Source organism: Shewanella sp. SM74 (genome assembly GCF_025653725.1).
Taxonomy (GTDB): Bacteria; Pseudomonadota; Gammaproteobacteria; order Enterobacterales; family Shewanellaceae; genus Shewanella; species Shewanella oncorhynchi.
On sequence record NZ_JAKKRZ010000004.1, the window covers coordinates 229,688 to 254,967 of the forward strand.

Here is a 25,280-nt window from a genome sequence, read left to right on the forward strand (position 1 = left end):
TTAATTGCGTTAAACCAATACTATTTATACGGTTCGCTCGTTGTTGGCTCAAGCCATTTGTTGGATGCAATCTTTACGGCTAACACTGATTGATAAATGCCAATTAGCGATAAACCCGAGACTTTGCTCGGGTTCAATGTTGATATCTTACTACATTAAGGACGATATCAGCGCTTTAATAGCTCATCGAGTTTTGCACCGTTAGCAAACTGCGTTTTCATCGCATTATCCCAACCACCGATGATTTGCTCAACAGTTAGCAGGTCAACGGTAGGGAACTGCTTAGCAAACTCAGCTTTTACCTTTTCATTGTGTACACGATAGCTGAATCCTGCCAGTAGACGTTGCGCTTCTTCGCTGTAGAGATAATTCAAATACTCAGTGGCGAGTTCCTGTGTACCGTTACGCTTAGCATTTTTCTCAACCACAGCGACGGGGAACTCTGCCAGAATCGAGGTTTTTGGTACAACCACTTGGTAATCGTCCGTACCATACTGCTGGCGGATATTGTTCACTTCCGATTCAAAGGTAATTAATACATCACCGATCCCACGTTCAACAAAGGAGGTGGTCGCACCGCGGCCGCCAGTATCAAATACTGCGACATTACCGAGGAATTTTTTCAGGAATTGATCCAGTTTAGCCTGATTATCCTTACCATAGTTTTTCTGAGCATAACCTAATGCGGCTAAATAAGTGTAGCGAGCATTACCAGAGGTTTTTGGGTTAGGAAAGACCAGTTTAACGTCATCTTTAGCTAAATCGCCCCAGTCGCTGATTTGCTTTGGGTTACCCTTACGCACCAAAAATGCAATGGTGGAATAGTAAGGTGAACTGGCGTTAGGCAGTAATTGTTGCCAATTTTCTGGGATCAATTTACCGCGGTCATGGAGGACCTGAACGTCTGTTACTTGGTTAAACGTCACCACATCTGCGGGTAATCCCTGCAGAATAGAGCGTGCCTGTGCAGATGATCCTGCATGGGATTGTTTAATTTCGACGGTTTTACCTGTTTTCTCTTCCCAATGTTTGGCAAAAACGGGGTTGTAGGCATTGAATAATTCCCGTGCGATATCATAAGAGGAATTAAGCAGGGTTTGATCTGCGGCAGTCACATTGAGTGAGGTTCCCAGAATGAGGGTTCCTAGCAGGGCCTTTATCAATTTTACGGACATTTTTAACTCCTTAATCTGGCAATTTTGTCAGCGTTATGGCACCTAGAGTAATAGAATTAATTGTTTATAAAAAGCCAGTTGAATAGAACTTTTTTGAATAACTATGAGCGATTTATTTTATGTTATAAGCAGTATTCACCGTGTTTGTCAGTGGTAACCGACTTAGAATAGGCTATCGCTTAGTTGTTTTTATCAAGTAAAGGATAATCCTAGTGTCTGACTTTCCGACAATTGAAGCCTGCATCGGGCAAACTCCGCTGGTTCGCTTGCAGCGGCTTAACTGTGGTACTTCCACTATACTGTTAAAATTGGAAGGCAATAACCCCGCGGGTTCTGTAAAAGATCGTCCTGCACTCAATATGATTATTCAGGCCGAACATCGCCAAGAAATAAGCCCTGGTGATACGCTTATTGAGGCAACGAGTGGCAATACTGGGATTGCACTGGCGATGGCGGCGGCAATCAAAGGATACAAGATGATCCTGATTATGCCGAATAATTCGACTCAGGAGCGTAAGGATGCGATGCAAGCCTATGGCGCAGAACTCATGCTAGTGGATAACATGGAGACTGCGCGGGATTTGGCGCTGCAGTTACAAAGCGAAGGCAAAGGTAAGGTGCTGGATCAATTTAATAACCAAGATAACGCTAATGCCCATTTCCTCACGACAGGCCCTGAGATCTGGCAACAGAGTCTAGGCAAAATTACCCACTTTGTGTCAAGTATGGGGACGACAGGTACCATAATGGGTGTGTCCAAATACCTTAAAACTTGTAATCCCGACATCACTATCGTCGGTCTTCAGCCCGCCGATGGCAGTGCTATTCCAGGGATTCGGCGTTGGCCGCAGGCATATTTGCCTGGTATTTTTGATGCTTCTTGGGTTGATTTAGTTATGGATATTGAAGAGCAAGATGCAAAAGCCATGGCGAGAACCTTAGCGCGAGAGGAAGGGATTTGTGCTGGAGTCAGTTCGGGCGGTGCCGTGTTTGCTGCGCTGGAGATTGCTAAACAATATCCGGGTTCTGTGGTCGTGGCGATTGTCTGTGATAGGGGCGATCGTTACCTTTCGTCAGGGCTTTTTTCCTGAGTCCTAGATTTTTACTCTAAGCATATTGAGCGATATGAATGTTTGATGGGTGAAAATGGGCGAGATACGCCCATTTTTACCCTTTAAAACGTGATCATTTTTTCGGTGGGAATTGCGCCAAAATTCGGTTGACGGCTTTGGCGGTATCTTGGGCTTTCTCGTTACCGCCTGCATCGAAATCATAGCTGTCGCTGCCACGCCAAATAAGAGCTTTGGTCTTAGGATCGACAATATCTATCTGAATGGTTTGAATTTTAGCGGTATCACTCCCCAGCGGCACGCCAACACTGGTGCCTATTCCAATCCCGCCCGAATTTCCGAATGTGCCTGTGCCTAATCCAATGGATAGCCCTGAATCTTTGGGCTTATCTTGGGTGAGTAAGGCGTAGGCGACGTTAAAGTCGGGCGACGCTGTATTTTCTACAAACCCTTTTTGAGTCAATTGGTTGTTAATTTCTACTTGAATACGCTGGGCGCTTAACGGGTCATCCGTCGGCTGTGGTGTTAACTGGGTAAAGCTGCGTAGTGCGGTGAAGTCGTAATTGAGATCATAATCGTTTTTCGGTTTACTGCTGCAAGCGCTTAATAAGGCAACAGCGACGAGCAGACTGGCAAAGTGACGGTATCCCATGATAGTGCTCCAAGTTGTACAAACTCTGTTCAATGTGCCTTGATTAAGGTTGTTTCTGCAAGTACTTTAGATAAGTGTGTTGTATTTGAATCGCTTTGAATGCAATCCAACGGTATCTTTTTTAGCGCTGGTCGTTTTGAGTATGGTTCATTTTTAGATAGGAATAGCGGCAGGTTATGGAACAGTTAGCCTTTTTTGATATCCCGAGTCCTTGTATCGGTGTGTGTGTTACCGATGCGCGCGGTTACTGTAATGGTTGCCTGCGAAGCCGTGACGAAAGATTCAATTGGTTAACGTTTTCAGATGCGCAAAAGTATGATGTCATTCGCCTGTGTACTCAACGTAAACGTCGTCGCCAGTTAGCGATGATGAAAGCAAGGCAAGCACAAATAGAGCAAGAAAGAGCAGCGTTAAACCCACAGTTGAATTTTGAGCCTGAGCCCGAAGCCGATCTGGATTTTGGTGGCTTCGATCTAGACTAATATCTTGAATACTTTGTTAAATAGTCTTATTTAACTGACTTGTAGAATTAGCGAGTTAGATGAATAACAGACCCGCAGTCGTTTAATCCCTATCCCTATTACAGCTTACGCTTCTTCGGCCAGATTAAACTAAATCGAGTATGTTGTGCATCACTGGTAACACTCACATTCCCTTGATGTCGTTGCATAATCCGTTTGATGATCGCAAGGCCTAAACCATGTCCTTTATTTCCATTCTGTACCGATTGGCTGCGATAAAATGGCTCGAACACTTTCGGTAAATCCACCGCAGGGATAGGTTCGCCGTCGTTAGTCACACTTAAATTGATCCTGTGCTGGGTCTGCTTAACCTCAATAATGATTTCAGTGCGGGCAAAGCGTTGAGCATTGGTCAGTAAATTCTGTAGCGCCCGTTCGATTAATGCGGGTTCTCCGAATAAGGGCAGTTTTTCGACTTCGGCTTTGAGCGTTATAGGCGTTGGACTTAAGGTTTCTAGGCGCTTAATACTTTGATTGATGAGATTAATTAAATCGTACTCATCCAACTGGATACCTTCTCGCTGTGACTCTAAGCTGGCGTAGGTCAGCAGTTCTTGAAGTAAGTCTTCCATTTCTTTGATGTCGAGCTGCATTTCATCGAGAAAGTCTTGTCGCTTCTGTTCGTCCGAATCTGGCTGACAATACATAGGCATAAGTGCAAGAGCGAATTTGAGCCTCGCCAGTGGCGTGCGGATCTCATGGGATACCGCATTAGATAAGTGTTTCTGGTTCTCAATCAAGGCGCTGATATGTCGCGCCATTTCGTTAAACGTATTGGCTAAGGGCTTAACTTGGGAGCGATTTGACAGGGTAATCCGCGTGTCCCATTTGGCTTCGCCAAATTCTTTGGTGGCCTTACGCAGTATGCTCAAATCCCGTGAAAGCGGGCCGACCCAAATTAGCGCAACGAGGGCGAGCGATAAATAAAAGAACAGGGTGAACAGGCTGCGAAGGTTGGCTCTGGGATCGATGTCCAGCGGCCCCGCCATTAAAACTTGATCGTCTACTCGAATAAATTGCAGCAAGCTATCATCATTGGCCGTGGTGGTGAACACCTTGCTTGTGCTTAACGCTTGATTATCTGCCAGCGCGACTTGATCTGCATTGAGTAATTGCAGTGGCATCACAGGGTTCGCTGGGATCGCCTCCAGATACCGTTGGCGGGCATCGGGAGGTAATTCAGCTAATAATTGCGCCAATGCCACTAACGGCGCATCGAGGGCATTATTGTCATCAACATTCTTCTGCCACAGGCTGTCGAGTGTCCAGCCAATCCCAAGCACGCTGAGACTGAGTAGCAGATATAAACTGATAAAGAGACGTTTCACTGTATTTGTGCTTAGTTATTCCAAGCTTCAGGAGCAAAGAGATAACCTTGTCCCCAAACGGTTTTAATTCTGAAAGGTGTCTCAATATTATCGTTGAGTTTTTTACGTAATCTAGAGATCCGCACGTCAATTTTTCGATCTTTACCATCGAAATCAATATTGAGTAACAACTGATAAATATACTGACGGCTGAGCACTTGGCCCGCTTGCGAGGCCAGTAACCACAGCAATTCGAATTCATGGCTGGTGAGATCGATTTCAGTTTCATTAAGACGAATCGCATGGGTATGCGGGTCGATACTCAATTTACCGAAGGTTAGACAATGTGATTCTGCCTGTGGTGGCTGATTCTGACGGCGAAGTAAGTTGTTGATCCGCGCAACTAACAGAGCAGGATCGACGGGCTTGACCACGTAGTCATCGGCACCGAGTTCTAGTCCTTTGATTTGATCTTCGCTTGAGCCAAGTGCGCTCATCAATAGGATTGGACCTGCGAAATAATCGGGCAGTTTCTCACACAGAGTGAGACCATCCATGCCCGGTAGCATAATGTCTAACAGTATGATATCTGGCTTGTAATTGATTAATCGTGTTAGCACTGTATCGCCACGGCGTTCAACTTCAACATGCATACCATGGGATTTTAGGTAATCTACAATCAAGTTTGCTAGGCGAACGTCGTCTTCAACCAATAATACTCTGTGGTTCGATTGTGGGCTTGTCATTAAAATAAACTCCAAGGGTTGCGGTAACGTCTGCGAACCTGAGGTTGTGATGCAGAAGTGATTTTAAGTTTGGCACCAGCCAAAGTTTGGTTACTGTCTTTACTCACCATGACAAATTGAATATCCGTCATAGTGTGGATTTTCATGCTTAACGTATGGGTTGAAACTGAATCACTGCACCATTTGGGATAGGCGGCGTTGTCGGACAAGATACAGATAAGCTCATCTTTAGCGAGTTCCCACTGTAGTTCTATATAGACGTCACAGGCCTCAGTTTCTGAACTTGTGATGCAAATTTCGGGTGTGAGTTTGAGTGCCGAGTCGCGAGTTTTGGCTTGTGCTGAACTTTGGCCCATCAAGCCGAGGCTTAGACCTATAAAGCAAAGCAAGCTTAACTGAGGCAGTGTCACTAACGTTAGAACCTATAGGCAGCGCCGATAAAGTAGGTGCTGCTATAGTCTTGGTCTAACAAGGGACTGGCGGCAATCTCATCGGCAATTAGAGTGTAACGAACTGCCAACAGTAGATCCCAATTGTCAGTTAATATGTAACGGGCCGTCATTTCCGCACCTTTATCCCAACCTGATTTTGCTTGATATTTTTCGCTCCAATAGGCGTTTTCACTGGGTCTAACGCTGTAATAATAATCCACTACGGCTTGGCTCTTCCAATCAAATACCAGCGCAAACTCAAAAATGAAACGATCGTAATCCCAGCCATAGGTCCATTTTATTTGTGCTTCTGAACCTTGATGCACATTAAACATATCATGGGTGTACGCCAATCGAATAATGCCGAGCCGCGTATAGATGAATGCTTCGGCACCGCCAAGTAAGGTGAAGTTCCGAGTCTCTAAGGAATTAAACTCAGGCTCGGGCTCAGTCGACAAAGTCATACTATTTATGGCTTTGGCTTCAACTTGAGTACCACGATTCAAAAAGATATTTGATGGGTCCCATTGATAGAAGTAGGCTCTATCTAAGCTATAACTTGTTACTAAGTTAATTGTAAAGCTTTCTTGCTCGGCTAAGGTATAACCTAAATTACCATTGTCGAAGAACCAGTGTTCGCCGTAATAGGCCACAGTTGGAATAAAGAACAATGGAATATCGTCAAAATCCCTGAGTGGATTGCTTTTTTGTCCCCAGCCTATGGCGATGCCTAGATCCCAGTTGTTCATCTCAATACATTGATTTTCTGGTGCACAGGCTTCTTTCGCCATTCCGATTGCAGGCAAAATACTTAAACTTGTAATGAGGACAAAAAGAATACGATACATGATTTAACGATTAAGGGCTGAGGTTAACAATACAGGAAAACAGATTAGCATTTTATGCTCAATTCAACAGTGGTTTCATTCACGCAGATGCAAAATGATACAGCTATCAATTAAATAATAAATTTATGGATTGCACAATATGTTGATAGTCATGCTAAAAGCTTATCTTGGCAGCTTTCGTACGGTTAATTGTGGATGTTAAATTTTGTGTTTTATAAGTTTCGAGTGTAACTGAAATGATGTTAATTATGATGTAAAAGCTGTGTTGCTTGGAAATAATAATGCCATTCGCAAGTGTGAATGGCACAGACTGAAGCCGAATAACCTACTTTGCGGTAATAACACAGAGATTAGAATGAAGATTAATAGACCTCAGTAACTGACTTGTAGCCCATTTCTGTCAATTGATCGTTTACACAATCAAGCACATATTGTTTTAGCTCAGCATTTTCGACTTGATCTTCAGAGGCCATCTGCTGGCACACTTCTTTCAGCTGAGCGAGATCGGCTGCTGGTGCAGGCGGTAAAGAGGAGTCGTCAGCAAAGGAAGTGAAACTTACTAATGCCAATAGAGTAAAAACAGCTGATAACTTATTCATTTTATTTCCTTTAGTTATGTATTGCCAACCACAGATTAAGAAGCATTCTCTTAATACCACTGTGCCAACATCAGCAATTTATCACTGCTATTCTGTTTTAGATATAAATAATTTTCACCTTTCTTGATTAAGGTTTTTTACCTTGTTTTCCCTTGATTCGCTTCAAGTAAATGGGCTGGCTGAGTGTACTTTATTTGCTCTAGTTTGATTCATTCTCAGCATCTTTTGCTGCTTGAGTTAGGCTCACTGCATGCTCTGAACTCATGCGTGCTAAGTTGGCTCTTCTGAACTTGTGTTTGAAATTTATTGATGAAACTCTGCACTAAACTTATGCGCTTAATTGTGTGTACAGTAGAACTTGGATTTCTTTCAAAAGTGCTGCTTACATCACTTTAAGGACTTATTTGCGATAAAGTGCATTATTATCACTGTTTATGGTCGATTTTTAATGAAGGTTTAATCGCCGCTGTTAACTGAATTATGCGGTAGTTATAAGAAGTCATATAAAATGAGATATGACGCATGTTGTAGGCCGTTTTTTTCTAGAATATTGAATTAAAAAGAATTAATTTTTATGTGTTTTTTAGTTTAAATTTTATTTTACAGTTTGTTATTTTAACTTTATGTTTTTATTGTTTATTTTTATGTGTTCGTTTGTTTTTGATGATTACATTGCTAAGATTATAGCTATCCTCTAGAATGCGCCGCTCTCGCAGGTGCGCGTGCATAAGATTAATGGCAAATGCTATTGATTTTTATTGAATTATTGATTTTTCTCTAGGGGAACTCTGTGTCTACAAAACTGGCTAATCCAGCGCCATTAGGTTTAATGGGCTTTGGTATGACAACAATTTTGTTAAACATTCATAATGCGGGATATTTCCCTATTGATTCTATGATCTTAGCCATGGGGATTTTTTACGGTGGCATTGGTCAAGTGATTGTGGGGATTATGTGTTTCATGCGCGGCGATACTTTCGGTACGACGGCATTTACCTCATACGGTTTGTTTTGGTTAACGCTAGTGGGCCTCATTTTAATGCCTAATGCTGGCATTGCGGCGAGTCCAACGTATTTTATGGGCTGGTATTTAACGCTTTGGGGCATATTCACGGCATTTATGTTTGTGGGTTCTTTGCGTTATCCAAGAGCCAAACAGTTTGTGTTTGCTTCTTTAACTATCTTATTTTTTCTGCTGGCGGCGCGTGATTTTACGGGTAGCGCCTTGATTGGCACTATTGCGGGCTTTGAAGGGATACTTTGCGGTGCGAGTGCGATTTATTTTGCGATGGCGCAGGTGCTTAATAATGAGTATGGCCGTACGATTTTACCGGTGGGTGAATTGAAAAAGTAACGATTCAGCAATGCAGAGTTGTAAAAAAGGCTGATGAAGATCAGCCTTTTTATGGGTGTTTTTAGCTGTATTACATTTTAGTTTTAATATAGGCCACAGCTGCTTCATCTAAGCTACGGAGAGAAACATAACTCGTGCCTGCTTTGTGGGTGATCAAGAAGCCTTTTTCAGTTTCTTTAATCCGGTAAATGTCGGTCCATAAAATTTGGCTGGTCACAGACATGGATTGAGTATGAATCCCTTGCCCATCAATAGTGAGTGTGACCTCATTGCTGGCCGCTTTACTCATCATCTGACGCATCAACCACCATGCTTTGTGATACTTCACATTGAGCGCTTCGATAACACCTAACCCAACAAAAAAGTAAGCTAAATAAAGGCTAATATCGGTGAAAATAAGCGCGATACCTATCAGTGTTAATCCAATGGCTTTGTAGTAAGGTTTGAGCGTGGGATCTGGTACCACTGATTGCGTATAGCATTCATCGAAATGGGCTTTATCTAAAATATACGTTGTGGAATATGAATAGGGCGTTGGCATCATGTCATCTAATTGAGGTGGCACTTAATGCGGGTTAGTGTAGCGATTACAGTGATGAAAGTAACTAACCTTGCTATTGCAAGCATGAATTAGCACTTTGGTGTTTTCAAATTCGACGTTCAAACCCGCTCGTTAATACAGGTCAAGATATGAGTTGGACAGAAATACGGCAACGGCTATATTAGTCTTGCCGTAAGCATTGTTCGATTTTCGTGATTTGACACAAGGAGTGCAAACATCATGGCCTTAGTCCCCAAAGATTTTGTAAATTACAAATCAACGCCGGTTTTCAACCATGACAACGTCCCTAAAATGTTGCTTCATATGCACAATACTAAGGCTGGCGTGTATGGGCAAATCCAAGTGTTGGCGGGCAGCTTAAAGTTTTACGGCTTTACGGGTAGCAGGGGCGAGTTAGATAAAGAAATTATTATTCGCGCAGGTGAAACCGCCATTTCACATCCTGAATATTGGCATAAAGTGGAGCTACTGACCGAAGATACTCAGTTTAGACTCCACTTTTATGCCCATAAGGATTCGGCCATAGTGGCGCAGCAACAATCCGAGCGAAGCGAATAGCACCTAGCACCTAACACTCAGTCCAATTCGCGCGGTTAGCAGCTGCTGGCAACTTCTCGCTAATAACCGATTTACGCTAATAGCAAATGGCACTAATAGCGATTTCGTTCCTTTGGAATATCAGTTAAATACTCCACAAATTCCACTTCAAAGCCATGGGCATCGAAGAAGTAAATATTGCGTCGATAGGGATCATCCATGCCATCTTTGGCAATAGGAAAACCTGCTTGGGTCAGTCTTGCTATCACAGCATCTAAGTTGTCGGTCACAAAGGCAAAATGCGCCAGTCCAATTTGATGACCAGCCAAATCGCGGTTTTCACCTTCACCATTGTCACTAAAAGCAATGTATTGATAATCATCGCCAAAATGAATCCAATTACGGGGTTTGCCGTACCAAGTGCCTTTATCGCCACCGCGAACACGCCAATGGGGGAAAGCCGCTTGATAAAAGCGCAGTGCTGCGGGGATGTCGTCTACCACTAAATTGATATGCTCTAAATGAATCATAATGCGTTCCTTGTAATGATTTTAGTCTGTTGCTGGTGGTTAAAATCTCAAGCCGCTTACATACCGTAACAGTATTCCTGCTGTTTTGGGTACGCTTGATTGGCATGTTGTTCACGAATGGGGGCTAATGCTTGGGCGTATTGATGCAGCATATATAAGCTGTATTGCACTCTTTCCCTAAGCGCGATATCGCGGGCACTCTCAGGGATGGCATTGAGTACATGGCTGACATTGCGGATGATTAAGTGATCGGGTATGGGCACTAATTTATTGTTTTTAAGGGCATTCATCTTCACTTCAACGATAGGGTAGGTACCGCTAATACCATCCGATATTGAAACTAATAAGGCGGGTTTATGGGCGGTTTCTTCGCGAGTACACATCAACAAAAAGTTCTTCAGTAATGGTGATGCCATGCCGCCCCATTCCGGGGTGATCAGCACTAGCGCATCGGCTTCATCGACTCTGTGTTCTATTTCGGGCCAGTGTTCACCTTTGTTGTCTTCTTCTCCATCCCAAAAGGGCAGATTAAACAGGCATAGTTCTAAGTGATGTATCGTGTCGTAACCCATGTTGTGGGGAGATGAGAAACTGCTTTCCGCGATATAACGACCGACTTTAGCACTTTGTGAATCGGGTCTTTGGCTGGTGCTGATGATGAGTAATTTCATTAAGTAAACCTATTTGTTTATAAATTATTTGTAAGGTAATTGCTTTATTTAATATTGTAAAGGATAAAGTAAATAAAAAAGTTTATTTAATCTGTTAAAGCAGCGGAGATTGGGAGATAATGCTTCGGCTGAAATCGGGGAGACTCAATGAAAACTACTGATAAGATTATTCAATTACTCAAGTTGCATGGCCCGCTTACTGCTAAAACCTTAGCGGAGGAATTGGCGTTAACGACTATGGGGGTGCGTCAACATCTGCAAGCTTTGGAAGATATGGGCGATGTGGATATTGAGGATCGAGTTGAAGGCCGCGGTCGCCCAACACGTTACTGGGGATTGACTGAACAAAGCCGTACTCACTTTGCCGATCGCCATGAGGAATTGACGGTACAGCTGATTGACTCGGTAAAAATGATCTTTGGCGACCAAGGCTTGGATAAGCTTATCGGTCACAGGGAGCAAAGTGCGTTAGTCCAATATCGTGCGGCAATGGAAGGTGCTACTGATATTCCGACACGTTTGGCCATACTTGCGAAATTACGCTCGAACGAAGGTTATATGGCGACCATGGAACACATCGATGGCGTGTATTTTTTACTCGAAAATCATTGTCCAATCTGCGCCGCAGCGACTAAATGTTTAAACTTTTGCCGCTCAGAGTTGCAACTTTTCCAGCAGTTATTCGCTGATATTGCCGTGGTGAGCCGCGAAGAACATATCATCGAAGGTGCTCGCCGCTGTGCATATAAGATTGAGGCAATTAAAGTTGCGACGATAGCCTAGTAGTGTACTTAAGTTGCTCGTTTGAGGCGTTTTATCTGTGGGATAAAACGTTACTGAACGCTAACACTATATATTAAGCATTCGTTCTGGGCTTAAACCTCGGAGCTTAGGGCTTATCAGGTTCGTGATAGGCCAATAAGGTTTCGAAACGAGGATGCCCTTTAAGTTGTGAGAAATCAGCTTCATCCAACGCTAGCTCTTTGAAGGATGCGCTGTTATGGATAGCGCGTTCCAAATCAGAAATTGCTCTATCTTCAACACCTAAACACGCAAAAGCGCAGGCTCTTTGATAAAAAGCATGGGCGTTAGTCGGGTCAACCTCTAAAACACGATTACATAGGCTTTGTGCCCAATTAAATTCGCGCATTTCCATTGCTGCATCGGCCTTGTAGGTCAGCGCTTCCAAGTCTCCAGGTCGAATCGTGAGGATTTCATCGTAGACTTCAATTTTTTGTTCGGGTGTCTGGGCACTTTGGGCGCGTAGCCACAGATTATGAATTTCATTAATCACTTCTATTTCACGATTATTATCCGTGATAGTACGACTCTTATGCTTGAGTTCTTGCTCGAGTAATTTGAACTTTTCTTCGTATTGTTCGGCAATACTCTGCAGCTGATTCGCGGCCAGTTTGGCGGTATGTGTCTTGATTTCCCGTAGGGATTGCCAGCCGATAAAGGCAACTAAAGAGGCGACGCCGGCGATCATATAAAAGAAGTAAGTGACAGTGACATTGGCGTAATTCATCGACTTGTCGGCAACGGCCAGTTCGCGATCTGTGATATCTATGGTGAGGCGCCGCTCAAGATCCTGTTGATCGTATCTGAGGGATTTGAGTTCATCGAAGACGTAGCGCTCTATCAGCGGTTTATCATGGATGGCGAAAGGTTGAGGCGCTTCAGGGGGATTTACTGCATCGCTCGCTTGAGTGAAGAATGAGCTCGCGAGTATCACTAAAAACAAGGCTAAAAATAGCAGGTTCGAACGTATCATAACGGGACTTGCAGATAAGTTTTTGATGCGGTAACCACTCACAATAAGATGAATTGAACGCCTAGCTTAACAAATTTTGCCTAGTTTGATCTAATTTTGCTCTAAATAACCTCTGTGATGCTTACTGTATTGGCTCGCTATGACCTGAACTCGCATCCTGCTAGAATGGCTATCCCATTCATATTTCGTCATTTGTGGTGTTATGCAGTCTAAGCGCGGCCGACTCGATCGTTATCTTTGTACCCAGTTACACACTCACCGTAAAGCGGTGCGTGAACTGTTACTCTTGGGCCGAGTTCGTGTCGATGGATTGATAGTGAAGGACATGGATAGGCAAGTGGATGAGTTTTCTCACATCCAACTCGATGGGCAAATATTACAGGCCAACACGCCAGTTTATTTGATGTTGCATAAGCCGATTGGCGTGGTGAGCGCGACTAAAGATACTCAGCATAAAACCGTGATTGATTTGCTCGATTGCGAAGCCCGTGATGAGTTACATATCGCGGGTAGACTAGATTTAAATTCTTCGGGTTTATTATTACTGACCAATGACAGCCGCTGGTCTGATGCACTAATGTCACCAACGCATAAGGTCGATAAAGTGTATCGCGTCACCTTAGCTAATCCCTTAACTGAAGAATATATCGCCGCATTTGCCGAAGGTATGTATTTCAGCTTTGAAGATATAATGACTCAGCCCGCTAAATTGGTGATCCTTGCTGATCATGTTGCTGAAGTGACTTTAAAGGAAGGTAAGTACCATCAAATTAAGCGGATGTTTGGTCGCTTTCGAAACCCAGTTGTTGGTCTACATAGATTATCAATAGGTGATATTGTGTTGGATGAAGCTCTGGCATCAGGCGAAAGTCGTATGCTGACTGCCGCAGAAGTGGCTTGTATCCGCTGCAAACCGGTAGCTTAGAGACATAGGGTAATTCAATTTATCAGCCATTATTCTGCGTATTCTAAATCTAAAAATGGACTTGAGAGTCAAGTATCCCAAGCCCGTGACATGGGATTAGAGATCGGCGTGGGGGCCGAATACTTCATAGTGCATGTTTTCAGCTGAGACACCCAGAGCGAGTAATTGTTGCTTGATGGCTGACATGAATCCAATAGGCCCGCAGAAATAGTAACGTGCATGGGGAAGCAGTTGATCTGCGACTTTGCTTAATTCCATTTGTCCTTCAAAATCATAATCTGTACCCACCACATCGGTTGAACTCGGCTTGCGATACCAAACATGGCTCTTCAGATTATGATGTTGCTGGCGCTTGGTGTGAATAGCCTGTTTGAAACCATGTACATCACCTTGCTCACAGGCATGTAGCCAAGTAATAGCACTTGGATGTTGCAACTTGATCAATTGATTCAACATGCTTTTCATCGGTGTTTGACCCACTCCTGCCGAAATGAGCACGACGGGGATGTCCGCCCCAACTTCTAAGATAAAATCTCCCGCCGGCGGCATAACTGCAATTTTGTCACCGATATGCATGGTATCGTGTAGCAGATTAGATACTTGGCCCCCTAATTCACGTTTCACACTGATGCGGTAGCTGTTGCCATTCGGTGCATCGGATAGGGAATATTGGCGGATTTCTTCATATGCTAAATTGGGATGTTTTAGTTTCAAACTTAAATACTGACCGGGAATGAAATCTTTAACTGGCTTACCATCTTCGGGCGTCAATATGAAGGAGGTAATGACTGTGGACTCAGTCTTTTTCGCGCTAATGATAAACTGACGCTCACCCACCCAACCGCCATCTTGTTCTGCATGTTCCTGATAAATTTGAGCTTCTCGTTGAATAAATATATCTGCTAAAAATCCATAGGCCTGCGCCCAAGCTTCTAATACTTCTTCTGTTACTGCATCGCCGCCTAACTCTTTAAGGGTGGCCAATAAGTGGCTGCCGACGATCGCATATTGCTCAGGCTTGATCAGAAAGCCTGTATGTTTTTGGGCAATGCGCTCGACAGTCGAACTTAGCACCGCTAAGTTTTCAATATTTTTAGCATAAGCCGCGACGGCGTTGAACAGGGCAACAGGCTGGCCACCAGAATGCTGGTGTGCCAAGTTAAATACATCTTTTAGTTCAGGATTATGTTTGAACATACGTTCATAAAAATGGGTCGTCAGCGCAGGGCCTGCGGATTCGAGTAAGGGGATAGTGCTCTTGATAACTTGGATTGTACGGCTGTCCAACATGAAAATCCTTAACGTGTAAATATTATGAATGTTAAATAAGTTTAAAGATCTATTTGATTTGGATCAATAGTGATTATCGCAATTCGTGCTACCGATAAGCGTGATTAAGGTCATTTGAAGTGCTTTATCAAAGCGGGTACGAGATAGGGGAATGATAAATAAATTTATTATTTCAATATATTACAGATTATTTAAGGGAGGTTAACTGCAACAGCAAAGCTTATTGCAGTCATGGTGTGGTTTTTTGACTTAGAGTTTAAATGCACTCACTTGATTGCGCATGCTGTTGGCGAGTTTAGTTAAATTAACCACAGATTCACTTAATTCAGCCGCCGATGCGGTGGAATGTTCGGCAATATCGCTGATGGCAATAATACTGCGATTAATGCTTTCGGCAACGCTACTTTGTTCTTCGGCAGCGGTCGCAATATGAGTATTAAGTTCTGTGATGCTATCTACTGAGGAGACGATTTCTTTCAGTGCTTGGCCTGCTTGATTCGCTTTATCATTAGCATCATCTACTTGATTTATACCTATTTCCATAGCGTTAACTGCTTCTTTAACGCCTTGTTGTAGTGTGGCAATCATGGCCTCAATTTCTTGGGTAGACTTTTGGGTGCGCTGCGCAAGGGTCCGCACTTCATCCGCAACGACTGCAAAGCCGCGGCCTTGTTCCCCCGCGCGGGCCGCTTCAATGGCGGCATTTAATGCCAATAGATTGGTTTGCTCGGCAATGCTTTTTATCACATCGAGTACGCGGCCGATATTTTGGCTCTCATTAGACAGAAATCCAATGACTTGTGCCGTTTTTTGAATTTGATCAGATAATTGCGACATACTGCTAATCGATTGCATTACAATATTATTGCCATTGGCGGCATAGGTATCGGCATCTTTGGCTGAATCTGCCGCCGCAGATGCGCTTTGGGCGACTTCTGCGACCGTTGCCGTCATCTCATTCATGGCCGTTGCAGTTTGCTCCGTTTCGGCTTGCTGCTGTTGCATACGTTTATTGGTTGCCTGCGTGAAGCTACTTAACTCATTTGCTGAACTATTAACGGTATTTGCCGCTTCGGCAATCGAATGAAGAATGCCCCGCAAGTGTTCAATAACTTGGGTGAGGCTAGTGGATATTTGTCCTAGCTCATCGTGATTAAAAGTAGTGAATTTGACGGTAAGATCTGAGTCTTGATGGATCAGCTTAAGTTTACTGAGAATGTCATTAATAGGGTTCATCACGCTGCGATTGACCCAGAGCCCAATCACAATACTGATAATCATGGCGGCACAGGCTAATGCTACAAAAATAGTGATTGAAGATTGGTAAATGGCATTCACACGATCTTTTTCTTCGCCTGCCACGCGAATTTGCAGTGCAATCAGTTCAGATATTTGGTTACTGATGGGGTCTATTACTTGGTAAAGCGGCAGGATATTGGCCGATAATTGGCTTGATACATCACCATTTAATCCTCTTAAGCGTGAGACCAGAGTGTCAATCTGTTGATTCGCGGGTGAGAACAGCACTTCGGCTTGTTTTACGAGTCGGGATTCTTCTGAGGTAAGTTCAGTGGCTAAGTATTTTTGCCAATGCTGGGTAATGGTAGATTTGGCACTGTCTAGCGCTTCAGCTGCTTGGGAGGCGGTGAAACCACCCGCGTTCGCCTTATTGACCGCATCGATAACATCGACCGCGTACTTATCAGCAATCACTTTTAAATCGTCTAGTGGCACAACTCTATCGCCATAGATACGTTCAACACCCGATTCAATTTTACCCATCATATTAATGGCGAGAAAACCAATCGTCATTAGCATTAAAAGGGGAACCAGAATGCCGATAAACATTTTTTGTTTTATTTGTAAACCGTTCATATGGATAGCCTCAGTGAACTAAAGAGTCCTTTAGGCAGAACTCTATCTATCCCTATGATGAGTCTGTAACAATAGGTATAGCAAATCTGAGGAAAGAGGGGAGAGTTACAGAAAATTTATTTTGCTTTAGATACAAAAAAACCTCGCTTGGCGAGGTTTAAATGTTGGTACAGATGAGAGGACTTGAACCTCCACGCCCTTGCGAGCACCAGCACCTGAAGCTGGCGTGTCTACCAATTCCACCACATCTGCATGGCTATTCGATATTTCATCGAATTGACAATCTTAACACTGTGAATCTTAACTTTTGAACTGCAATTTGGTACAGGTGAGAGGACTTGAACCTCCACGCCCTTGCGAGCACCAGCACCTGAAGCTGGCGTGTCTACCAATTCCACCACACCTGCACTGTATCTATCGCAGTTCTCTAACATAAGTCGCTATCGCAACCCATTTAAAGATGGTGCCCGAACCCGGAATCGAACCAGGGACACGAGGATTTTCAATCCTCTGCTCTACCGACTGAGCTATTCGGGCGACGGGCGCAATTTAAAGGCTTTTCGGGTTTTGAGTCAATAGATTTTTACTAAATAACGGAAAAAGTGACTCAGTTGGATAAGATTTACACGAAAGTGTCATTTGTGTTGGTATTGAGGATGTAAAAATAGCCAAACCACTATCCACACTGAGAACTTAGCGTTATCTATTTATGGCTTATTAGGGTCACCAAGCAAAAAATGCCCCTATTAAAGGGGCATTCTCGGTTAGTTTGATAAGATTTCATTGTTTGGGAAGTTAGCTTGCATTACCATGAGCACGTTTTGCTTCAGCTTGCTCTGACCTAATTCGCCATAAGCTTCTATCATTATCTCTAATGCCCGTTCATTTGAAGGGGTGCCAGGGTATGTTTCCATTACAGATTGTGCTCGGATTGCTGCGGCGCTCCATGCATTCATCTTGAGATAATACTCGGCAACTTGAATTGAATATTTTGCTAAGCGATTCTTCAACGCTAACATGCGTTTTTGCGCATCGGCGGCATATTTGCTGTTAGGGTAGGTTTTGATAAGACGATCAAAATCTTTGAAAGCATCTTGAGCATTTTTAGGGTCACGATCGGTTCGGTCGATATTAAGCATGTCGTGGAACATGTAATTGTCGGCTTGCATGTTCACTAAACCGCGCATATAGAACACATAGTCTACATCTGGGTGAGTTGGATTAAGACGGATAAATCTGTCTATGTTCGCAATACCAGAAGCGACATCGTCCATTTTATAGTAAGCATATATCAGGTCTAACTGGACTTGAGTTTTGTGAGGTCCGAAGGGGAAGCGTGAGTCTAACGCTTCCAAAGAACGGACAGCTTTAGAGTAATTGCCAAGCTCCATAGAGGTTCTTGCCTGAGTATAAAGTACATCAGGTGACGTTTTGGCGGCAATATCGTTATCATCAGGGCTGCTGCTACAGGCTGATAACGCTAGTGAAAATAGGACTAAGGTAACGCCTTTGGAAAATTTATACATACTTGAATTCAATTCTTTTTAAGTTGTAGTTAAGAATTTTTCCATTTCACTATAAAATAGAAAACATCCGATTGTAACAGATAGCACACATTTTTTGACCCCTAAATGGGGATACGGTTCCTATGACACAAGAGATTAATCTAAAAAGCGAGATTTCGGCAACACAAACTGGACTGAGATTAGATCAGGCCCTAGCAGAGTTGTTCCCAGATTACTCGCGCACGCGCATCAAGGAATGGATCCTATCTGATGCAGTTCATGTTGACGGCGTTGTCGTTAATAAGCCCCGAGAGAAAGTTTATGAGCTGCAACAGATACTCATAGATGCCACTCTTGAAGAAGAAGTTCACGCAGCGGCACAGGCCATTGATCTGGATATCGTCTATGAAGATGACGACATTATTGTGATCAACAAGCAAGCGGGACTCGTGGTTCACCCTGGTGCTGGCAATGCCGATGGCACTTTGATGAATGCACTATTGCACCATTGTCCCGATATTGAGCATGTACCACGTGCTGGTATTGTGCACCGTCTGGACAAGGATACTACAGGTTTAATGGTTGTAGCCAAAACCGTTGAAGCGCAAACCCATTTAGTTGCCGCCTTGCAGGCCCGTGAAATCACTCGTGAATACGAAGCGATTGTGATGGGGACTATGACAGGTGGCGGTACTGTTGATGAGCCGATTGGTCGTCATCCAACGAAACGTACTCATATGGCGGTGCATCACTCAGGTAAACCTGCTGTGACGCATTATCGTGTGGCGGAAAAATTCCGTAACCACACTCGTCTAAGATTGCGCCTTGAATCGGGTCGTACTCACCAAATTCGTGTGCACATGGAATACATAGGCCACGTATTAGTGGGCGATCCTGTGTATGGTGGTCGTCCAAAACCGCCGAAATGGGCCAGCCCAGAGTTTTTTGATATTCTGAAAAACTTCAAGCGCCAAGCTCTGCACGCTGTGCGTCTTGAATTAGCGCACCCTGTGAGTTGTGAAATCATGAGCTGGCACGCGCCAATTCCTGAAGACATGGTGATTTTGACGAAAGCACTGCGTCAAGACACAGTCGAGCATCCTATCGAGTATTTGTAAGTGTTTAATCACGATTGGCCTGTTCCCGCTAATGTTGGCATCGCTATGACAAATCGTCATGGCGGTGTGAGCGTGCATCCCTATGACAGTTTGAATCTTGGACTGCATGTCGGTGATGCGTCAGAGCTGGTGATGGCTAATCGTGAATTACTCTGCAAACAATTAGCGTTAACCGCTGAGCCTGTCTGGCTCGAGCAAGTGCATGGTACTCATGTGCTTAATTTAGATGCGCTGAGCTTAGCTCCTGCTGTGGATACACAGATTGCTGATGCCTGTTACAGCCGAACCGCGAGCCTAGTTTGCGCTATAATGACTGCCGATTGTTTACCTGTGTTGTTGTGTAATCAAGCAGGAACCGAAGTGGCTGCAGCCCATGCCGGTTGGCGTGGTTTATGTGATGGCGTGATTGAGGCCACCGCGGCGCAGTTTAGTTCACCTATGGATGAGTTGATTGCCTACCTCGGCCCGGCTATTGGTCCACAAAAATTTGAAGTCGGTGTTGAAGTACAGCAAGCCTTTTGTACTTTACATCCGCAGTCGGCAGCGTGTTTTATTCCAAGTGGTAACAAGTATCTTGCCGATATTATTGGCTTGGCTAAATTACGCTTGAGTTTACTCGGTATAAACCATATTTATAGCGCAGATATCTGCACAGTCAGCGACACGGATTACTTCTCTTATCGTCGCGATAAGGTGACGGGACGCATGGCTTCATTGATCTGGCTTAAGTCTTAAGCTAATTCCCCTACAGTTTGTATTTATTTGCGCGTTATTCTCTTGAATTTGGCTAAATAGCCCCCATCTTTTAACTAACGAAATGTAATACCAATCCTATTTAGATCTCTCCATTAGCGGTACTGATTTTAAAGCCACTAAATTGGCAAGATGTCTTATGGATTGGCATATCTCTACTATATGAGTGTTAGGAGGCTGTATGCGACTCGATCGTATGACCAATAAATTTCAGCTTGCCATCTCTGATGCCCAGTCACTCGCACTTGGGCGTGATCATCAGTTTATTGAACCGCTGCATTTGATGATGGCATTGTTGAACCAAGATTCAGGTTCAATCCATCCCTTATTGACCCAAGCTGGCATTCGAGTGAGTGCGCTGCGATCGCTCTTGAGTCAAGAGCTGGAACGCTTACCTCAAGTCGAAGGTACGGGCGGCGATGTGCAATTATCCCAAGGTTTAATCCGTTTATTAAATCTGTGCGATAAATTGGCGCAAAAGCGTAAAGACAAATATATTTCTAGCGAATTATTTGTATTAGCTGCGTTAGAAGGTGCCGATGCCCTTGCGCAAGCGTTGAAAAAAGCCGGCGCGACCAAAGAGTTGATGGAGCAAACCATTGAACAAATGCGTGGCGGCCAAAAAGTGGATGATCCGAACGCTGAAGATCAACGCCAAGCGTTGAAGAAGTTTACTATCGATCTGACCGAGCGAGCTGAACAAGGCAAGTTAGATCCTGTGATCGGCCGTGACGATGAAATTCGCCGTACGATCCAAGTGTTACAACGTCGCAGTAAAAACAACCCCGTCCTTATCGGTGAACCGGGTGTGGGTAAAACGGCGATTGTTGAAGGACTTGCCCAGCGTATCGTTAATGGTGAAGTCCCCGAGGGAATTAAAAATAAGCGTGTCTTATCCCTCGATATGGGCTCATTGATTGCGGGCGCTAAATATCGCGGTGAGTTCGAAGAACGTTTAAAAGCGGTATTGAATGAGTTAGCGCAGGAAGAAGGTCAAGTGATCCTCTTCATCGACGAACTGCATACTATGGTCGGCGCCGGTAAAGGTGAAGGCGCAATGGATGCGGGGAACATGCTCAAACCTGCGTTAGCACGTGGTGACTTGCACTGTGTGGGTGCGACAACGCTCGATGAGTATCGTCAGTATATTGAAAAAGATGCGGCGCTTGAACGTCGTTTCCAAAAAGTGCTGGTGGATGAGCCAAGCGTTGAAGACACCATTGCCATTTTGCGTGGACTGAAAGAACGTTATGAGCTGCATCACCATGTGGAAATTACCGATCCGGCGATTGTGGCGGCAGCGACCATGTCGCACCGCTATGTGTCGGACCGTAAGTTACCCGATAAAGCGATCGATTTGATCGATGAAGCGGCATCGAGTATCCGTATGCAAATGGACTCAAAACCTGAGTCACTCGACAGGCTCGAACGTCGTGCTATCCAGCTCAAACTGGAGGAGCAGGCGTTAGCCAAAGAAAATGATGAGGCGAGTCGTCGCAGGCTTGACCATCTGCAAGAGGAATTACGTGACGTTGAAGCGAAAGCTTCAGAGTTGAACGAAATCTGGCGTACTGAAAAAGCCGCATTAGCGGGCACTCAGCACATAAAAGCCGATCTCGAACAGGCTCGAATGGACTTAGAAGTGGCGCGTCGTGCGGGTGATTTAACTCGGATGTCTGAGCTGCAATACGGTCGTATACCTGAACTTGAAAAACAGCTCGATTTGGCATCGCAAGCCGAAATGCAGGACATGACGTTATTGCGTAACAAGGTTACTGAGTTCGAAATCGCCGAAGTATTGTCGAAAGCGACGGGAATACCCGTATCGAAAATGCTTGAAGGCGAGCGCGAAAAATTACTGCAAATGGAAGTGGCACTGCATGAACGAGTGATCGGTCAAAACGAAGCCGTCGATGCGGTCGCGAATGCGATTCGTCGTAGCCGCGCGGGTCTGGCGGATCCAAATCGCCCGATTGGCTCGTTCCTGTTCTTAGGCCCAACGGGTGTAGGTAAAACTGAGCTGTGTAAATCACTGGCGAGGTTCTTATTTGATACCGAATCGGCCTTAGTGCGGATTGATATGTCTGAGTTTATGGAGAAACACTCAGTATCGCGTTTAGTGGGTGCGCCTCCAGGATACGTAGGTTATGAAGAGGGCGGTTACTTAACAGAAGCCGTTCGTCGCAAACCTTATTCAGTGATATTGCTCGACGAAGTCGAGAAAGCGCATCCCGATGTGTTTAACATTTTACTGCAAGTGCTTGATGATGGACGCTTAACCGATGGTCAAGGTCGTACTGTCGATTTTAGAAATACAGTGATCATCATGACCTCGAACTTAGGCTCCGACATTATCCAAGAAGGATTTGGTCAAGTGACCTATGCAGAGATGAAAGCGGCGGTAATGAATGTGGTCACTCACAGTTTCAGACCCGAGTTTTTAAACCGTATCGATGAATCTGTGGTGTTCCATCCATTGGATGCTGCCAATATCAAGCGTATTGCTTCGATACAAATTGCTTCCTTACGCCAACGTTTGGCTGAAAAGGACTATACATTGGAGATCACCGACGACGCATTATCACTGATTGCGGAAATTGGTTTCGATCCTGTGTATGGTGCAAGACCGTTGAAACGGGCATTGCAGCAAGAAGTCGAAAACCCGCTGGCGCAGAAATTACTGCGTGGTGACTTGTTACCGGGTAAACCGATCAAGGTCAGCTGTGCGGGTGGCGAGTTAGTGTTCGAGCAATAACCCGTAGCTAGTAATTTAGTGTGTTGTTTGAATGCGATACGTTAACAGCAAGCTTGAAGTTGAATACGTTGAAATAGGCGAACTGCAATAAGCGTTCTTGAATGAACGAGCTTGAAATAAACTATCTTGCAATAAGAGATAGCGCTGTTTTAGTCAGTATCGCTCCCGCTTCAAGCACTAAAACGAAAGGAGCCGAGTTTTTAACTCGGCTCCTTTTTTATTGCATTAGCGTTAATCGTTGTTCATTAATGTAGTGGCATAGTAAATTTGGTTACTTCTTATCACAGAAGAGTTTGATTCTTTCCTGCTGCTGGGCAATCGAGGCTTGGCGATCTTCTTCAGTCATAGCGACAGATTCACCCGAATCGGAAGTTTGGCGGATAAGCTTAGTGTGCGTTGTGAGTATTTCTAAATTGTGTTTTGCACTCTCACAAATGGATTTAGCCTGTTTGGCGTCTTTTTCTTTAATCAGTGCCGCTGACTTTTCTAATTCATTGGCTTCAGCAGTCGACTCAGCTTTCTTTATCGGCGCGATAAAACCGACTTTCGCCTGCTCTAAATCTTCACTGTAGAGTTTTGATGTTTTGATGCTTTCTTGTTGTGGGGCTTGCTGGCTGTAATGTGTCACCCCATTTTCATCGACCCAAGTATAGATAACGCCCGCAGAAACGGGGCCAATGAAAAGGCCGAGCCAGAGCCATCGATACAGTATTGTTCTGAACATGTTCACTTTTAACATCGAAATTATCCCTAACTGGTCTCTCATCGACATGATAATAAAATATGTTATCTTGAAAGCTAACTTCTCTTCACTGAACTAGCGTAATAAGTGTATGCAAAATTCTTCAAATCAAACAGTAAAGAATAAAGGTATCTATTTACTGCCTAATCTTTTTACGACAGCAGGATTGTTTTCTGGCTTTTATGCTGTGATAGCTTCCATGAATGCTAACTTTGAAGCTGCTGCAATAGCCATTTTTATTGCCATGATTTGTGATGGGCTCGATGGCCGAGTGGCAAGACTGACTAATACCCAAAGTGATTTTGGTGCCGAATACGACAGTATGGCGGATATGGTGTCCTTCGGAATGGCGCCAGCACTACTCGCCTACAATTGGGCATTAGCCGACTTAGGTAAAATTGGTTGGTTGGCGGCATTTATTTATTGTGCAGGTGCGGCACTCAGGCTCGCTCGATTTAATACGCAAGTTGGCGTTGCCGATAAGCGTTATTTTCAAGGTCTCGCCAGCCCGGCTGCCGCCGCTGTTATTGCTGGCAGTATTTGGCTTGGTAATCAATATAGTCTCGATGGAAGAAACATCAGTTGGATTGCGGCCCTTGTTACTGCAGCAACCGGTTTACTGATGGTCAGCAATTTCCGCTATCACTCCTTTAAAGAAATTGACTGGCGTGGCAAGGTTAACTTTATCGTGATCTTACTGGTCGTCGGTGTATTTGTGGTGGTGTCAGTTCAACCTGCATTGATCTTATGTGTCGGCTTCTACTTATATGCGATTTCAGGCCCAATCATTACGATTCGAACTGTGAGAAAACTCAAAGTCGCACATGTTATAGGAGATGATGTCGTGGCGAATGTCGAAACGGTTCCCTCGGCCCAAGCCGCTGCACAAACTCAAGTCGTTACAGATCTCGAGAAAGAGAAACAAGAAGAGCATAAATCTTAGGGCTCGTTCTTTTGAGCATTGCTTATCATTAGCTAGGTGTAAATAAGAGTAAGACATCACACAGGGCATAACGTTTTTAGAGGTTTGCTGATAGATATAGCGAAAAATAGCTATCAACTTCTGTTTATGCCCATTCAATCTATTAAAACTCCAGCAATAGGCTATTCCTTCTGCCAGACTTATCAACCCAAACAGCGATATTGCTCAGTATCGCAGTATATTTCTGCAGTTTGGTGGTTATTTATTCGCTTGGCGCAGATTGTTAAAAAAGCCCTTGCACAAAATCTTCTGCTGCCTATAATGCGCATCCACTGACACGGCAGACAGCGTTAAGCAGCCTGATGTGAAAGTTCATCAATGAGTTTATTGATTGATGAGTGTTAAGAAAGTTTGCAAAAACTCCTTGACGCGAAACGGGAAATGCGTAGAATACGCAGCCCTAGCCAACTGGAAGCGTTCGACGCTCAGTGTGGTACTCAAGTTCTCTTACGAATATTGAGTTGCTCTTTAACAAGATAAAACAAGAAATCTGTGTGGACACTCACAGGTGTTGAGTTAATCGAAACTGCTTAACCTTCGGGTTGGCAGTCAAAAATT

The 25,280-nt window shown here is 44.1% G+C and carries 25 protein-coding genes and 3 tRNA genes; 10 read left to right on the forward strand and 18 right to left on the reverse strand.

Annotated features, from left to right (window positions below; all coding sequences use genetic code 11):
* Positions 1 to 167: 167 nt before the first annotated feature.
* Positions 168 to 1,175 carry a thiosulfate ABC transporter substrate-binding protein CysP gene (gene cysP, locus L5M49_RS06740; protein ID WP_168825039.1) on the reverse strand — a complete coding sequence of 336 codons (1,008 nt, stop codon included), beginning with the start codon at positions 1,173 to 1,175 and terminating at the stop codon, positions 168 to 170.
* 212 nt (positions 1,176 to 1,387) lie between these two features.
* On the opposite strand from cysP, the gene cysM reads away from it, so the two are divergent.
* Positions 1,388 to 2,266: a cysteine synthase CysM gene (gene cysM, locus L5M49_RS06745; protein WP_263265690.1), complete on the forward strand. Its 879-nt coding sequence runs from the start codon at positions 1,388 to 1,390 to the stop codon at positions 2,264 to 2,266.
* A 94-nt stretch (positions 2,267 to 2,360) separates the two neighbouring features.
* Here cysM and L5M49_RS06750 read toward each other — a convergent pair whose 3' ends face one another.
* A complete protein-coding gene (locus L5M49_RS06750; RefSeq protein ID WP_219250280.1) occupies positions 2,361 to 2,897 on the reverse strand; it encodes a DUF4136 domain-containing protein in 537 nt (178 codons plus the stop codon).
* 176 nt (positions 2,898 to 3,073) lie between these two features.
* Between L5M49_RS06750 and L5M49_RS06755 the strand changes: the two genes are divergently transcribed.
* Positions 3,074 to 3,379 carry a DUF1289 domain-containing protein gene (locus L5M49_RS06755; RefSeq protein ID WP_263265691.1) on the forward strand — a complete coding sequence of 102 codons (306 nt, stop codon included), beginning with the start codon at positions 3,074 to 3,076 and terminating at the stop codon, positions 3,377 to 3,379.
* A gap of 98 nt (positions 3,380 to 3,477) precedes the next feature.
* Here the strand turns inward: L5M49_RS06755 and L5M49_RS06760 are convergent, their stop codons facing one another.
* From L5M49_RS06760 to L5M49_RS06780, 5 genes are all read right to left on the reverse strand, one after another.
* On the reverse strand, positions 3,478 to 4,746 hold the full coding sequence (locus L5M49_RS06760) for an ATP-binding protein (protein WP_263164175.1): 1,269 nt from the start codon (positions 4,744 to 4,746) through the stop codon (positions 3,478 to 3,480).
* Positions 4,747 to 4,757: 11 nt separating this feature from the next.
* Positions 4,758 to 5,471 carry a response regulator gene (locus L5M49_RS06765; protein WP_006080570.1) on the reverse strand — a complete coding sequence of 238 codons (714 nt, stop codon included), beginning with the start codon at positions 5,469 to 5,471 and terminating at the stop codon, positions 4,758 to 4,760.
* Positions 5,471 to 5,881: a DUF3019 domain-containing protein gene (locus L5M49_RS06770; protein ID WP_028759258.1), complete on the reverse strand. Its 411-nt coding sequence runs from the start codon at positions 5,879 to 5,881 to the stop codon at positions 5,471 to 5,473. The genes L5M49_RS06765 and L5M49_RS06770 overlap by 1 nt, the downstream gene beginning before the upstream one ends.
* Before the next feature lie 5 nt (positions 5,882 to 5,886).
* Positions 5,887 to 6,750, reverse strand: a complete 864-nt coding sequence (locus tag L5M49_RS06775; protein WP_263265692.1) for a MipA/OmpV family protein — start codon at positions 6,748 to 6,750, stop codon at positions 5,887 to 5,889.
* 362 nt (positions 6,751 to 7,112) lie between these two features.
* The gene (locus tag L5M49_RS06780; protein ID WP_263265693.1) at positions 7,113 to 7,349 is read right to left on the reverse strand and encodes a hypothetical protein; all 237 of its coding nucleotides are present in this window, start codon (positions 7,347 to 7,349) and stop codon (positions 7,113 to 7,115) included.
* A gap of 790 nt (positions 7,350 to 8,139) precedes the next feature.
* Here L5M49_RS06780 and L5M49_RS06785 point away from each other — a divergent pair.
* Positions 8,140 to 8,703, forward strand: a complete 564-nt coding sequence (locus L5M49_RS06785; RefSeq protein WP_113939919.1) for an acetate uptake transporter — start codon at positions 8,140 to 8,142, stop codon at positions 8,701 to 8,703.
* A gap of 70 nt (positions 8,704 to 8,773) precedes the next feature.
* Here the strand turns inward: L5M49_RS06785 and L5M49_RS06790 are convergent, their stop codons facing one another.
* Positions 8,774 to 9,244, reverse strand: coding sequence for a YcxB family protein (locus tag L5M49_RS06790; protein WP_263265702.1), 471 nt, complete (start codon positions 9,242 to 9,244; stop codon positions 8,774 to 8,776).
* A 240-nt stretch (positions 9,245 to 9,484) separates the two neighbouring features.
* Here L5M49_RS06790 and L5M49_RS06795 point away from each other — a divergent pair, with 240 nt between their 5' ends.
* Positions 9,485 to 9,823, forward strand: a complete 339-nt coding sequence (locus tag L5M49_RS06795) for a DUF1971 domain-containing protein (RefSeq protein ID WP_198573004.1) — start codon at positions 9,485 to 9,487, stop codon at positions 9,821 to 9,823.
* Between the two features lie 92 nt (positions 9,824 to 9,915).
* On the opposite strand, the gene L5M49_RS06800 is transcribed toward L5M49_RS06795, so the two are convergent.
* Together L5M49_RS06800 and L5M49_RS06805 are read right to left on the reverse strand one after the other, a co-directional pair.
* Positions 9,916 to 10,332 (reverse strand): VOC family protein, encoded by a 417-nt coding sequence (locus L5M49_RS06800; protein ID WP_212601709.1) that lies wholly within the window; start codon positions 10,330 to 10,332, stop codon positions 9,916 to 9,918.
* A 56-nt stretch (positions 10,333 to 10,388) separates the two neighbouring features.
* On the reverse strand, positions 10,389 to 11,003 hold the full coding sequence (locus tag L5M49_RS06805) for an NADPH-dependent FMN reductase (protein WP_028759265.1): 615 nt from the start codon (positions 11,001 to 11,003) through the stop codon (positions 10,389 to 10,391).
* Positions 11,004 to 11,150: 147 nt separating this feature from the next.
* On the opposite strand from L5M49_RS06805, the gene L5M49_RS06810 reads away from it, so the two are divergent.
* Positions 11,151 to 11,786 carry a helix-turn-helix transcriptional regulator gene (locus L5M49_RS06810; RefSeq protein WP_198573006.1) on the forward strand — a complete coding sequence of 212 codons (636 nt, stop codon included), beginning with the start codon at positions 11,151 to 11,153 and terminating at the stop codon, positions 11,784 to 11,786.
* 106 nt (positions 11,787 to 11,892) lie between these two features.
* Here the strand turns inward: L5M49_RS06810 and L5M49_RS06815 are convergent, their stop codons facing one another.
* Positions 11,893 to 12,819: a TPR end-of-group domain-containing protein gene (locus L5M49_RS06815; protein WP_212601711.1), complete on the reverse strand. Its 927-nt coding sequence runs from the start codon at positions 12,817 to 12,819 to the stop codon at positions 11,893 to 11,895.
* A 160-nt stretch (positions 12,820 to 12,979) separates the two neighbouring features.
* Here L5M49_RS06815 and L5M49_RS06820 point away from each other — a divergent pair, with 160 nt between their 5' ends.
* Entirely contained in the window at positions 12,980 to 13,702 is a 723-nt protein-coding gene (locus L5M49_RS06820) for a pseudouridine synthase (protein ID WP_263265694.1), read from the forward strand.
* A gap of 96 nt (positions 13,703 to 13,798) precedes the next feature.
* Here L5M49_RS06820 and hmpA read toward each other — a convergent pair whose 3' ends face one another.
* The 6 genes from hmpA to L5M49_RS06850 form a co-directional block, all read right to left on the reverse strand.
* On the reverse strand, positions 13,799 to 14,992 hold the full coding sequence (gene hmpA, locus L5M49_RS06825; RefSeq protein WP_263265695.1) for an NO-inducible flavohemoprotein: 1,194 nt from the start codon (positions 14,990 to 14,992) through the stop codon (positions 13,799 to 13,801).
* A gap of 249 nt (positions 14,993 to 15,241) precedes the next feature.
* Positions 15,242 to 16,867 carry a methyl-accepting chemotaxis protein gene (locus L5M49_RS06830; protein WP_263265696.1) on the reverse strand — a complete coding sequence of 542 codons (1,626 nt, stop codon included), beginning with the start codon at positions 16,865 to 16,867 and terminating at the stop codon, positions 15,242 to 15,244.
* Between the two features lie 165 nt (positions 16,868 to 17,032).
* A tRNA-Leu gene (locus L5M49_RS06835) sits at positions 17,033 to 17,119 on the reverse strand.
* A gap of 68 nt (positions 17,120 to 17,187) precedes the next feature.
* A tRNA-Leu gene (locus tag L5M49_RS06840) sits at positions 17,188 to 17,274 on the reverse strand.
* Between the two features lie 54 nt (positions 17,275 to 17,328).
* Positions 17,329 to 17,404: transfer RNA gene (locus tag L5M49_RS06845), tRNA-Phe, on the reverse strand.
* A 227-nt stretch (positions 17,405 to 17,631) separates the two neighbouring features.
* Positions 17,632 to 18,393 (reverse strand): outer membrane protein assembly factor BamD, encoded by a 762-nt coding sequence (locus L5M49_RS06850; protein WP_105249967.1) that lies wholly within the window; start codon positions 18,391 to 18,393, stop codon positions 17,632 to 17,634.
* Positions 18,394 to 18,515: 122 nt separating this feature from the next.
* Between L5M49_RS06850 and rluD the strand changes: the two genes are divergently transcribed.
* From rluD to clpB, 3 genes are all read left to right on the forward strand, one after another.
* The gene (rluD, locus tag L5M49_RS06855; protein ID WP_212601714.1) at positions 18,516 to 19,490 is read left to right on the forward strand and encodes a 23S rRNA pseudouridine(1911/1915/1917) synthase RluD; all 975 of its coding nucleotides are present in this window, start codon (positions 18,516 to 18,518) and stop codon (positions 19,488 to 19,490) included.
* Complete coding sequence (gene pgeF / locus L5M49_RS06860) at positions 19,491 to 20,225, forward strand: peptidoglycan editing factor PgeF (RefSeq protein ID WP_263237404.1); 735 nt, start codon at positions 19,491 to 19,493, stop codon at positions 20,223 to 20,225. It abuts the gene before it with no gap.
* A gap of 199 nt (positions 20,226 to 20,424) precedes the next feature.
* Complete coding sequence (gene clpB / locus L5M49_RS06865) at positions 20,425 to 22,998, forward strand: ATP-dependent chaperone ClpB (RefSeq protein ID WP_198573010.1); 2,574 nt, start codon at positions 20,425 to 20,427, stop codon at positions 22,996 to 22,998.
* A 271-nt stretch (positions 22,999 to 23,269) separates the two neighbouring features.
* On the opposite strand, the gene L5M49_RS06870 is transcribed toward clpB, so the two are convergent.
* Complete coding sequence (locus L5M49_RS06870; protein WP_263265697.1) at positions 23,270 to 23,737, reverse strand: DUF4124 domain-containing protein; 468 nt, start codon at positions 23,735 to 23,737, stop codon at positions 23,270 to 23,272.
* A gap of 94 nt (positions 23,738 to 23,831) precedes the next feature.
* Here L5M49_RS06870 and pssA point away from each other — a divergent pair, with 94 nt between their 5' ends.
* The gene (gene pssA, locus L5M49_RS06875; protein WP_263265698.1) at positions 23,832 to 24,683 is read left to right on the forward strand and encodes a CDP-diacylglycerol--serine O-phosphatidyltransferase; all 852 of its coding nucleotides are present in this window, start codon (positions 23,832 to 23,834) and stop codon (positions 24,681 to 24,683) included.
* Positions 24,684 to 25,280 lie beyond the last annotated feature (597 nt).

Bases quoted from the DNA above. Each gene is read 5' to 3' on its own strand.
- L5M49_RS06870 (WP_263265697.1), bottom strand. From the start codon at position 23,737: ATGTTAAAAGTGAACATGTTCAGAACAATACTGTATCGATGGCTCTGG.
- L5M49_RS06800 (WP_212601709.1), bottom strand. From the start codon at position 10,332: ATGATTCATTTAGAGCATATCAATTTAGTGGTAGACGACATCCCCGCA.
- L5M49_RS06775 (WP_263265692.1), bottom strand. From the start codon at position 6,750: ATGTATCGTATTCTTTTTGTCCTCATTACAAGTTTAAGTATTTTGCCT.
- L5M49_RS06830 (WP_263265696.1), bottom strand. From the start codon at position 16,867: ATGAACGGTTTACAAATAAAACAAAAAATGTTTATCGGCATTCTGGTT.
- L5M49_RS06810 (WP_198573006.1), top strand. From the start codon at position 11,151: ATGAAAACTACTGATAAGATTATTCAATTACTCAAGTTGCATGGCCCG.
- L5M49_RS06795 (WP_198573004.1), top strand. From the start codon at position 9,485: ATGGCCTTAGTCCCCAAAGATTTTGTAAATTACAAATCAACGCCGGTT.
- rluD (WP_212601714.1), top strand. From the start codon at position 18,516: ATGACACAAGAGATTAATCTAAAAAGCGAGATTTCGGCAACACAAACT.
- hmpA (WP_263265695.1), bottom strand. From the start codon at position 14,992: ATGTTGGACAGCCGTACAATCCAAGTTATCAAGAGCACTATCCCCTTA.
- clpB (WP_198573010.1), top strand. From the start codon at position 20,425: ATGCGACTCGATCGTATGACCAATAAATTTCAGCTTGCCATCTCTGAT.
- L5M49_RS06755 (WP_263265691.1), top strand. From the start codon at position 3,074: ATGGAACAGTTAGCCTTTTTTGATATCCCGAGTCCTTGTATCGGTGTG.
- L5M49_RS06805 (WP_028759265.1), bottom strand. From the start codon at position 11,003: ATGAAATTACTCATCATCAGCACCAGCCAAAGACCCGATTCACAAAGT.
- L5M49_RS06750 (WP_219250280.1), bottom strand. From the start codon at position 2,897: ATGGGATACCGTCACTTTGCCAGTCTGCTCGTCGCTGTTGCCTTATTA.
- L5M49_RS06820 (WP_263265694.1), top strand. From the start codon at position 12,980: ATGCAGTCTAAGCGCGGCCGACTCGATCGTTATCTTTGTACCCAGTTA.
- L5M49_RS06780 (WP_263265693.1), bottom strand. From the start codon at position 7,349: ATGAATAAGTTATCAGCTGTTTTTACTCTATTGGCATTAGTAAGTTTC.
- cysP (WP_168825039.1), bottom strand. From the start codon at position 1,175: ATGTCCGTAAAATTGATAAAGGCCCTGCTAGGAACCCTCATTCTGGGA.
- L5M49_RS06765 (WP_006080570.1), bottom strand. From the start codon at position 5,471: ATGACAAGCCCACAATCGAACCACAGAGTATTATTGGTTGAAGACGAC.
- L5M49_RS06790 (WP_263265702.1), bottom strand. From the start codon at position 9,244: ATGCCAACGCCCTATTCATATTCCACAACGTATATTTTAGATAAAGCC.
- pssA (WP_263265698.1), top strand. From the start codon at position 23,832: ATGCAAAATTCTTCAAATCAAACAGTAAAGAATAAAGGTATCTATTTA.
- L5M49_RS06850 (WP_105249967.1), bottom strand. From the start codon at position 18,393: ATGTATAAATTTTCCAAAGGCGTTACCTTAGTCCTATTTTCACTAGCG.